General features: G+C 74.5%; 9 protein-coding genes. 6 read left to right on the plus strand and 3 right to left on the minus strand.

The window, feature by feature from the left end; translation table 11 throughout:
• The first annotated feature begins 234 nt into the window (after positions 1-234).
• Positions 235-681, plus strand: coding sequence for a nitroreductase family deazaflavin-dependent oxidoreductase (locus AB0E96_RS32705; protein ID WP_359829415.1), 447 nt, complete (start codon positions 235-237; stop codon positions 679-681).
• 142 nt (positions 682-823) lie between these two features.
• Here AB0E96_RS32705 and AB0E96_RS32710 read toward each other — a convergent pair whose 3' ends face one another.
• Positions 824-1402 carry an RICIN domain-containing protein gene (locus AB0E96_RS32710; RefSeq protein ID WP_359829416.1) on the minus strand — a complete coding sequence of 193 codons (579 nt, stop codon included), beginning with the start codon at positions 1400-1402 and terminating at the stop codon, positions 824-826.
• Between the two features lie 33 nt (positions 1403-1435).
• Entirely contained in the window at positions 1436-2083 is a 648-nt protein-coding gene (locus AB0E96_RS32715) for a hypothetical protein (protein ID WP_359829417.1), read from the minus strand.
• Between the two features lie 334 nt (positions 2084-2417).
• Between AB0E96_RS32715 and AB0E96_RS32720 the strand changes: the two genes are divergently transcribed.
• From AB0E96_RS32720 to AB0E96_RS32735, 4 genes are all read left to right on the plus strand, one after another.
• Positions 2418-3014, plus strand: a complete 597-nt coding sequence (locus AB0E96_RS32720; RefSeq protein ID WP_359829418.1) for a hypothetical protein — start codon at positions 2418-2420, stop codon at positions 3012-3014.
• Positions 3011-6112, plus strand: a complete 3102-nt coding sequence (locus AB0E96_RS32725; protein WP_359829419.1) for a M48 family metalloprotease — start codon at positions 3011-3013, stop codon at positions 6110-6112. The genes AB0E96_RS32720 and AB0E96_RS32725 overlap by 4 nt, the downstream gene beginning before the upstream one ends.
• Before the next feature lie 137 nt (positions 6113-6249).
• A complete protein-coding gene (locus tag AB0E96_RS32730) occupies positions 6250-6486 on the plus strand; it encodes a GNAT family N-acetyltransferase (RefSeq protein WP_359829420.1) in 237 nt (78 codons plus the stop codon).
• 251 nt (positions 6487-6737) lie between these two features.
• Positions 6738-7718, plus strand: a complete 981-nt coding sequence (locus tag AB0E96_RS32735; protein ID WP_359829421.1) for an endonuclease/exonuclease/phosphatase family protein — start codon at positions 6738-6740, stop codon at positions 7716-7718.
• Positions 7719-7782: 64 nt separating this feature from the next.
• Here AB0E96_RS32735 and AB0E96_RS32740 read toward each other — a convergent pair whose 3' ends face one another.
• Positions 7783-9444 (minus strand): penicillin-binding transpeptidase domain-containing protein, encoded by a 1662-nt coding sequence (locus AB0E96_RS32740; protein WP_359829422.1) that lies wholly within the window; start codon positions 9442-9444, stop codon positions 7783-7785.
• A gap of 115 nt (positions 9445-9559) precedes the next feature.
• Between AB0E96_RS32740 and AB0E96_RS32745 the strand changes: the two genes are divergently transcribed.
• Positions 9560-10252, plus strand: a 693-nt coding sequence (locus AB0E96_RS32745) for a LysR family transcriptional regulator (protein ID WP_359829423.1), incomplete at its 3' end; no start/stop codon positions are given.

Raw genomic sequence — 10252 nt, forward strand, 5'->3', positions numbered from 1 at the left:
GTCCGGCATCGACGTCCGCGCGGCCGGGACGCCCGCCCCGTGCGACGCGCTGCCAGCGGTGCGTCGGCGAGGGGTCGGCCGCGCGGGCGGCTGCCGCTATGCTCCGCAACCGGGAGGTGTCTCCGGCCGGAGCGGGAGCGAGGGCTTCGACGATCCTCGCAACCTGCCGGTCGCGGGCACTCCCGACGATGTGTCGGACACCACCTTTCACGACGGGACAATGGGGTGAGCGCGATGCCTCTCGAAGGCGAGTACGAGCCGAGTACGGCGCAGTGGGTGCGCGACCAGGTCGAGCTGTACGAGAGCTCGGGCGGCACGCAGGGGACGACGCTCCTGGACACGGGCCTGCCCGTCGTCATCCTCACGATGCGCGGGGCGAGGAGCGGCAAGATCCGCAAGGCTCCGGTGATGCGGGTGGAGCACGAGGGGCGCTACGCGGCCGTGGCCTCGAAGGGCGGCTTCCCCCAGCACCCGGAGTGGTACCGCAACATCTCCGCGGACCCGCACGTGGAGCTCCAGGACGGGCCGGTCCGCCAGGACATGACGGCCCGTGAGGTCACCGGGGACGAGCGGGCCGAGTGGTGGGAGCGTGCGGTCGCCGCGTTCCCGCCGTACGCCGAGTACCAGGAGAAGACCGACCGGGTCATCCCGGTCCTCGTGCTGGAGCCGGTGCGCGGATAGCACCCCGCGCCCGCGGCGGCCGGAGGCGGTCGCGGGCGCGGGACGTCGTTCCGGTGCCGGTCCGGGCGGCGCGCCCGGCTGTGGGCCGTACGCTCCCGACGGGTGCGACCGCGTCGGGAGCGGGTGCCGGCCGGGGCGGCGCCTACCAGACCTTGTGGAGCTGGAACAGGTCGGCCTTGAAGGCTTTCTGGATCACGTGCGACCCGCTGTTGGTGCCGTCCACTGAGAGCCAGCGGCCGCTGTGCTTGGCCATGATCGCGCTCAGGTCGGTGCCCGGCACCGGCCGGACGAAGAAGACCTCGCTGTCCTGGTAATTGCAGGGTTCGTCGATCAGCCAGTTGCCGTCCTCGTTCATGCCGCGGTCGATGCCGAGGCACCAGTGGCGCGCATGGTCCATCATTTTGTAGTACTTACCATCGGTGCGCGTCGGATTGTTCTCGCCGCACAGGGTCCACTGCTGGCTGGCGGCGTCCTGCCAGGACGACTGGACGATCGAGCCGTTGTCCCACGAGGCCTGGGACCAGCCGAGAACCAGCGGCTGGCTCCCGGGAACGGAGTGCGGGGTGATGATGCGGTACCCGCCGCCCTCGCAGGTGTAGCCGTCCATCGGGTTCGCCGCGTGTGCGGCGGGTGCCGCGACGGTCAGCAGTGAGCCGGCGAAGGCGATGCTGCCGAGCACGGCTCCGATTCGCTGGGCGGAGCGCTTGCCGGACTTCGCCATGTTGTTCCCTCCTGGGTCGGACGTGCTCGGGTGTCAGTGCTTGCAGACTTCGAGGCGGGCCGCCTCGCGGACGGTGCCGGCCGGTTCGGGGTACGAGCAGATCACCACGCCCTCGCTCGGCGCCCCGTACGTCGTGTAGTAGCCCGAGCCGTTCGCGCTCGCGCTGGCGTTGACCCAGTACCCGGTGCCCTGGCCCGAGCGGGCGCACAGATAGCGGGTCCACTCGCCGTCGACGCGCAGGAACCCGCGGAAGATCCCGTAGTTGCCCGGCGCGTTGATGTTCACCGTCCGGAGCGTGTCCGTGGTCCGGGTGCTGCCCCGACCGGTTTCGACCTGGAACCCGGCCTTGATGCCGGCCTGGCCGAGGGTCGAGCTGTAGCTGAGGTTGAACTCGGCGGTGTTGTTGATCTTGGTGGTGATCGACGTCATCTCGGTGAGCCGCTGCTGCTGCTGACCCGTCGTCCCGGGGACGACGTTGAAGGACGAGAACTCGGTGACCACCGGGGTGACGGTGGCCCTCGTGATGTCGTCCCAGACCGATTCGATCTCGGGATTGCAGGTGGCGCGCGGCGGCGGGTCGGCCTGGGCGGGGGCCGCGGTGAGGCCGAGCCCGGCGACGGCCAGGAGAACGGCGGACCCCGCCGTGAAGACGGTCCGCCTGCGCTTGGGGGGTCGTGTCATGAGGAGCTCCCTCCGGAAGGGGAATGGTTCCGGCTTGACTACGGGAAGCCTCGTCCGCGGCCCGAGACCCTGTCCATCCGAGTTTTCTGGGAGGGGAGCTGCGTATGCGACGGTTTTCGGCCGGGGTGCCCAGTGCGGTCGGCGGGCGGCGTCGCGGCGGCTGCGCATTATAGGAGGAGTGCCGCCGGGTCTTGCCGCCCCGGACTCCTTCGGCCAGTGTGGGAACGGTGCGTCAACTGGCCGGAACGCACCGAAAGTTGACCACGGAGGTGCCATGGGTTCCGAAGCAGCTCACCCCGGGAGCCGAGAGTCCGAGGCCGGCGGTGCGACGCGGGTGCGCGACGTGGTACGCGACGTGGTGGCCGAGGCCGCCGCGGAGGAACTGCCGCTCGTCGTGTGGCTGACCCGCTTCGACGACGCCTCGGTCGTGCGCCGGCTCGCCGGCCGCAGCCGGAGCGAGGCACTGGGCTTCGGGCTCGGCGAGGTCGCCGCGCTGGTGACGCCCGTGGTGTGGCTGGCACTGGACGCGGTGGGGCAGAAGCTCGCGGGTGCCGCGGTGGACGGCGCCGCGAAGGGGATGAGGGCCGGGCTGCGCAAGGTCTTCCGCAAGGGCGCCGAGCCGGTGACGGTTCCGCCGCTGACGCGCGAACAGCTCGCCGAGGTGCGGCAGTCGGTGCTGGAGTCCGCCGCGCAGCGGGGCATGGCGGAACAGCGCGCGTCGGCGATCGCCGACGCGGTGGTGGCCCGGCTGGTCCTGGCCGAACCGGTCGGCCCCGCGCTCGACCCGGCCGCGCGGGACTCGACTGCATCGGACGCGGTCACGCAGGACCGGGCCGCACCGGAGCCGACCGAACCCGCCCCGACCGAACCCGCCCCGACCGAACCCGCCCCGGCGGCGCAGGCCCCGGTGACCGACGGCGAGACGCGATGACCGACGTCCCCGCCGAAGCCACCCCCGATGCCCGCGAAGCCCCCGAAGTTCCCGGACCCCCCGGACCCCCCGAGGCGGCCCCGCGCCCGGCCCCCGCCGCGCCCGACGAGCGGGTCCTCGCCGCCGGCACCACCCTGCGCTTCGTCCTGCTGCTGCTCCTCCTGGCGGCGGCCGGCGTCGACATGGTCCCCCGGACCGTCTGGCAGCTCCTCGCCTCCTCCCCGCAGGCCGACAAGGAGATGGCCTGTCAGCTGGCCGCGGGCTTCGACCCCGGCGCGTCCGTGAACTCCGGCCTCGTCCAGTCCACCCGGAACGCGTCCGCGCTCAAGGCGTGCACCGCGCGCTACGTCCAGAACTTCGACGGCGTGTCCGTCACCGTGGGCGTGCTGCTGGTCGTCGCGGTCCTCGCGCTGTACTGGCTGCTGCCGGTGTGGAAGGCGCGCCGCACCCGGGTCGTCGCGGTGGCGGAACTGGACCCGACCGGACGGCTGCGGCAGCAGCTCGACGAGCTGGTGCGCACCGCCGGACTCGCCCGCGCGCCCCGCTTCGTGGTCGACCCGGTCGTGCCGGAGGTCGGCGCCGTCGTGTTCGGCCGCTGGCGCAGCCCCACGGTGTGCCTGTACGGCGGGCTGTTCGCCACCAGCGGCACGGACCGGGACCGCTTCCGCGCCGTGGTCCTGCACGAGCTCGCGCACCTGCGGAACAAGGACGTCGGCATCACCTACGCCACCGTCGCCCTGTGGCGCGTCTTCCTCCTGCTGGTGCTGCTCCCGTGGGCGGCGGTGGGGGTGAAGAACCTCTTCTTCACCGGAACCGCCGACGCCCGGGGGCATTTCGCCCCGTTCAACACCCACCAGCTGGTGCTCGGGCTGCTGATCGTGGTCGCCGTCCACCTCACGCGCGCCGGGATCCTGCGCAACCGCGAGATCTACGCCGACCTCATGGCCGCCCGCTGGGGCGCGAGCCGGGAGTCCTGGAGCGTGACCGCCGCGCCGCGCGCCGGCCGCGGCCTGCCCCGGGCCCTCGCCGGGTTCGTCGAACTCTGGCGCACCCACCCGTCCTGGGAACTGCGCCGCGCCTCGCTGACCGACCCGAAGGCACTGTTCGCGCTGGACGCCCTGCCGCTGTTCCTCACCGGGCTCGCGGCCGACATCCTCGTCTGGCAGCTCGGCAGCCTGCCCTTCGACGCCCTCCCCGCCAAGGCGGTGCTCATCGCGGCCCTCGTCGTCGGCATCGGCGGTGTCGCCGTGTGGCGCGCCGCGGTGTACGCCGTTCTCACCGGGCGCCGGACCCCGACGGGGTGGCCCGCCGGCCTGTGGCTCGGCACCGGCCTGGTCGCGGGTGAGCTCCTCGGGCCCAGGGCGGCCCTGAACCACTGGTGGCCGGCCCACCCCGAGGCCCTGCTGATCCTGGTCGCCGCGCTCGTCCTGGTGATGGCGTGGACCGCCCAGAACGCCGGGTGGTGGATCGCCTCCTGGCGCGGGCGCTCGCTGCGCCCGGTCATGCTCGTGGGCCTGGCGGCCGCCTCGCTGGCCCTCGGCTGCGTGCTGTACTGGTGGTACACCCAGGGCGAGGCGCTGACCGCGGGATGGCCGTTCACCACGGCCGGGCTCCTGGGCGCGTACGGCCTGCCCGGCCTGCCGCCGGCCCACATCGGCCCGCTGCTGGAGGCCATCGCGGTGCTGGGCGTCCTGCCCGGCGCCCTCACCGCGGCGCACAGCCTGTGGTGGGCCGTGGCGCTGCTCTGGCTGCTGCCGCTGCTCGCCCTGGCGGCCGGGCGGCCGACGGGGCGGCCGAAGTGGCTCGCGCGGGCGCTGCCCGGTGGGCTGTCCGGGGGGCCGCTCGGCGCGGACGTGCCGCCGCCCGCGGCCGGACCGCCCGCGGTAGGTGACGCACAGCCCGAGCCGGCTGCGGTTCCCGAACCGCCCGTGCCTCTCGGCCCGTCCGCGCCTGCCGGCCCGGCCGCACCGCCGCCACCGTCCCCGGCCCGACCCGGGCGGCTGATGGCCGCGGGACTGGCGGGCGGCCTGCTCTGCTGGGCCGGACTGGCCGCGGCGAAGGCCCATCTGCACACGCCGTCCCCGGCGGCCGTGCGGAGCTCGGGCCCGTTCCAGGTCACGTACCTGATGGGGCCGGTCCTGGTGCTCGGCGCCGCGATGGCCCTGACCGCAGCCGTCGTCGCCGCCGTGGCCAGGTCGTCCTGGCTGCTCGCCGGGCTCGTCACGGCCGGTGTCACCGCCCTCGTCGGCACCGTGGGTTCCTTCCTCCTGATGAGCGCGGACGGCTGCGTCGGCCCGTTCAACGTCATGACCCACGTGTGCGGTTGGCGGCCGGAGGTGGTGTGGAGGCTGCTGCAGATCGAGACGGCCTTCGCGCTGACCCTGGGAACGCTGCTGGCGGGCCTGGCCGCCTTCGCGGGCCGGGGCGCGGGCCTGCTGTGGCGGCGGCGCGGCCGGGCCGGGCGGTGCGCCGCGGTACCGGTCGCCGGGCCGGGGCCGCACCGCCGGACGCGGCGGCACGCCGTACGGGCGGTCGCCGGCGCGGTGGTCGTGGCCGGGGTCGCGGCGACGGTGGTGATCGCCGTCCAGCTTCCCGGCCCGCGCGGCGGGGGCGGCCGGGGAGGGGAGTCGATGCTGGACCAGCGCACGACCGCTCCCTCGCCGGCGATCGCCCTGGCCCAGCGGCAGGCCTGGGCCGCGGTCGGCGGCCTGGACCACGTCAACGGGCTCTACACGGCGCAGCGCGACTACGCCGCCGCGATCGACGCCGTGGTGAGCACCGCCACGAACGGAGGCTCCGAGGCCCAGGTCGAGGCGGCGATGCGGAAGGTGGGCGACACCTGTGACGCGCTCGACGGCGCGACGCGGCAGGCCGGCGGGTACTTCACCGTGCCCGATCCGGCCGGACAGCAGCTGTGGTCCCGAATGCTGGCCGGCTACCGGCAGTTGACCGCCGTCTGCCGCGACCTCGCGGAACGGCCGGAATCCGCGGACCCCCAGGCCGCCGGCGTCGCGTACCACTCCGCCATCGACACCGGCGGCCGGATGGTCAGCTGGCTCCTCGCCTCGGGTGCGGTCCGGCAGACCGCGCCGCACTGACCCGGGACCACCACAGGACGCGCGCCCCGAGGCCCGGGCGCGGCTCGCCGAGGAGGAGCGGTTCGCCGCGCTCGTCGTCGACGACGGCGTCCGGCTGCCGTCCTGCGCGGTGGGGCCGGTTCACGGACCGCATGCGCATGCCCGGACCCGTCCAGGGGCTCTCCGTGGGACACATCGCCTCCGTCGCGACGGACCCCGCCCAGCGCCGCCGGGGACACGCCCGACGGGCCGTCACGGCCGTGCACGACTGGCTCGCCGCCCGCGGCTGCGGCCGGATCGACCTCACCGCCTCCCCGGACGCCGAGGCCCTTAACCGCTCGCTCGGCTACCGGGGCACGGCCGGACCGACCCCGCTGACCTGGAGCCTCCGCTGACCTGGCCCCCCGCTGACCGACCGGCCCGCGCTCGGCCAACCACCCTTCACCCACCCGCCGTTCGACCTGACCGCCGAGGCCGGGGCCGCCGGAGTCAAGCGTCCGGCCACCACCGTCCCGCGCTGACGCGTGCGGGCGGACGGGGTGGGGCGGCCCCGGCGGGCGGAACCGGGCCGGGGGCGCGGGCGTCCGTGGTTCACGACGGCGGTCGAAGATCACGGCCGTCGGCAGCCGCCCCTGGAAGGAGCACCGTGACGGACGGTAGGTCGAAGGGCTCGTCGCCCGCCCGCAGAGGCCGTGGGCGCGCGGCCGCGCTGGTCGGGTGCGGGGTGCTGCTGCTGGGCCCGGCCGTGCTCGCGGTGGTGCGGCTGTGCGGGTGGGACGACGGCACGGTGTGGGCCCTGCCGATGGCCGGGCTGCCGTACGCGGCGCTGCTCGGCGTGGTGCTGCTGGTGGTGGTGGCGGTGCTGCGTGCCCGGTGGCTGAGCCTGGCCGCGGCCGCGCTGGTGGTGCTGCACCTGTGGTGGCTGATACCCCGGCTCGTCCCGGACGCGGCCGACGCGCCCGCCGACGCGCCCCGGCTGCGGGTGGCGACCAGCAACAACTTCATGGGGCAGGTCTCGCCGAAGTCCCTGGTCGACCTGGTGCGGGACCAGCGGATCGACGTGCTCGCGGTCGAGGAGCAGAGCGACTCCGCCGCCGACGCGCTGGACGCGGCCGGCATCCGGGCCCTGCTGCCGCACCGGGAGCGGCCGGTCGGCACCGACACCGCGCTGTACACCCGGCTGCCCGTCGGCTCCGCCGCCGACCCGGCCTGGCCGACCACCAACCTGACCGTCGACGTCGGCGGCCGCCCGGTGCAGCTGGTCGCCGTGCACACCTACTACCCGCTCGGCGACGCCCGCCGCTGGGCGGAGGGACTGCACGACCTGCGCGCCGCCGCGCCCGGCCGTACCCGCAACGCCGTCCTGCTGGGCGACTTCAACGCCACCCTCGACCACAAGCCGATGCGCGACCTGATGGGCACCGGCCTGGCCGACACCCACGAGGAGCTCGGCGCGGGCCTCTTCCCGACCTGGCCCCAGGACCACCCGGACTACCGCGTCCCGGCCGTGATCCAGATCGACCACGTCCTGCACGGGCCCGGGCTGGCCGCCGTCGGCGTCTCCGAGCACGCCCTGCCGCGCAGCGACCACCGCGCGGTGGTGGCCGAACTCGCCGTCCTCTCCTGACCGCTGGCGGCCCGGACTGCGGGCGGCACGCCGGGGACGGTCCCGTACCGTCCCCGGCCCGGTGTCATGACGGGTCGCCGGGAACGGCGGCCAGCAGGCTGTGCAGGATCGGCCCGGCCGACCCGCCGCCCGTCACGCCCTGCTCGACGACGCACGCCACCGCGACGTTGCCGCGCCGCGCGACCAGCCAGCCGTTGTTGGGGTCCTTCTCGGAGACCTCGGCGGTGCCGGTCTTCGCGCCGATCTCGCCGGGCAGGTCGGCGAGCACGTGCGCCGTCCCGTCGGTGACGGTGGCCCGCATCAGCGAGCGCAGCTGGTCCACCACGGCGGGCGGGAGCGGCTTCGTCGAGGTGGTGTCCGCGCCGCCGGGGACGAGCGTCGGCTGGTGGAACCGGCCGGACGCCGCGGTCGCCGTGACGGACGCCATGACCAGCGGGTTCGCCTGGATCCGGCCCTGCCCGATCATCGACGCGGCCTTCTCCGTCTCGTCCCTGGGCACCGGCACCGAGCCGTCGTACGACGGGATCCCGACGTGCCACTCCTGCCCGACCCCGAAGTAGTCCCGCGCGACGTCGCCGAGTTCGCTGTCGCCGAGCTTGCCGCGCAGGCTGATGAAGGCGGTGTTGCAGGACTTGGTGAAGTCCTTGCGGAAGGTGGCGCCCGGGAACTCGGACGTCTCCACGTTGTGGAACTCCTTGCCGACGGTGAGGTACTTGGGGCAGTCCACGACGTCGTCGGGCTTGACGGCGTTCTTGATCAGCAGCGCGCTGCTCGTCACGATCTTCCAGGTGGAGCCGGGCGCGTAGGTGCCGGAGAGCGCCCGGTTGAAGCCGGTGGCGGGGGAGTTGGCCATGGCGAGGATCTCGCCGTTGTCGACCCGCAGGGCGACGAGCGAGGCGTTCTTGCCGCCGGCCTTGTCGGCCAGGGCCTTGTCCGCCGCGGCCTGCCAGGTGGCGTCGAGCGTCGTGGCCGGCGGCTTGTCGGACGGCTTCGCGTCCTCGGCCCCGAAGGTGGTCTCGGTGCCCGTGACCTCGCCGGTGGCGCGGTCGACGAGCCGGATCGCGCCGCGCGGCGCGGAGCCACCCTTGGTGAGCTGGGCGAGCACCGGGCGCAGCGACGGCAGGTCGTCGCCCGTCAGGGCGGCCCCGTTGCGGTCGGTGACCTTCGGCGGGGAGGTGTCCTCCCGGTCCAGGCGGAACTTGGCGCTGTCGCTGAGGCGCGGGTGGACGAGTGACATCGACCAGTCGACCTTCCAGGCCCCGCCCTCCTGCTTCCGCACCGGCAGCTCGGACCGGTAGGTCCAGGTGCCCAGCCCGGTGACGGGCATCTTCGCGGTGAACGCGACCCTGACCGAGTGGTCGCCCTGCAGGCCGGCGGGCTCGGGGGTGAGTTCCGGCTTTCCGAGGTCGAGGCCGGCGGTGAAGTTGCGCAGCACCTCCTGGGCCTTGGCGGGGTCGGTGGTGCGGGAGGCCGCGCTGTCGAGCCGGCCGCCCGCCCAGTCGGCGAGGAAGGCCTGGGCCTCGGCGGCCGCCGCGGGATCGGGGGTCCCGGCGGCCTTGGGGGTGCCGGGCCCGGTGAGGGAGGTGCCGCAGGCCGCGGCGGCCGTGGCGGTGGCCGCCGCGAGGGCCACGGCGATGCCGGCCCGCAGGGCGCGGCGACGGCCCCGGTGCTGGTGGGTGGTGGTGGTCCAGGAGCCCGTGGCGGGAGAGGAGGAAGGGTGTGTCATGCCGTGAGGAGAACAACCGGCCCGGGTTCGCGTCCAATTCCGATATCGATCGGCGATCGATAAAAATCGCGTATGATCGCTGGTCGTGGACCTGATCCGGCACCTGGAATGCTTCGTGACTGTTGCAGAAGAGTCACACTTCGGCCGTGCCGCGGCCCGCCTCGGCATGGCCCAGCCACCCCTGTCGCAGCGCATCCAGCGGCTGGAACGGGAGCTGGAGGTGCGGCTCTTCGAGCGGACCAGCCGCCAGGTGGCCATCACCAAGGCGGGCCTGCTGCTGCTCCCCGAGGCACGCGAACTGCTCGCCCGTTCCGAGGCGCTGCGCGCGGCCGCGCGCCGCATCAGGGACGGCGACAGCGCCCTGCTGCGCGCCGGGCTGCCGCCCGACATCGCGGGCGACACCGTCGCCGCCCTCCTCACCGCGTTCCACGACCGCAGCCCCGGCGTGGAACTGGAACTGCACGAGCTCTCCACCGCCGACCAGCTCGCCCGCTTCGCCGCGCACGAACTCGACGTCGGGTTCATCCACCACCCCTGCGACGTCACCGGCCTCGAACTCGGCCCGGTCCTGCGACGCGAACTCGGCGTCCTGCTGCCGCGCGGCGCCGACGCCGCCCGGTCCGCCGAAGTGCCGCTCTCCGCGCTCGCCGGATTCGACCTGATCCTCTTCCCGCGGGCCGGAGCCCCCGCGCTCTACGACGACCTGCTCACCACCTGCGCCCGCGGCGGCTACCAGCCGCCCGCCGTCCGGCACGGCCAGGGCGCCAGCTTCGTGCGCGGCCTCGTGCGCTCCGCCGGCGCCGTCGCC

Origin of the sequence: Kitasatospora sp. NPDC036755, assembly GCF_040636595.1 — a bacterium.
Taxonomy (GTDB): Bacteria; Actinomycetota; Actinomycetes; order Streptomycetales; family Streptomycetaceae; genus Kitasatospora.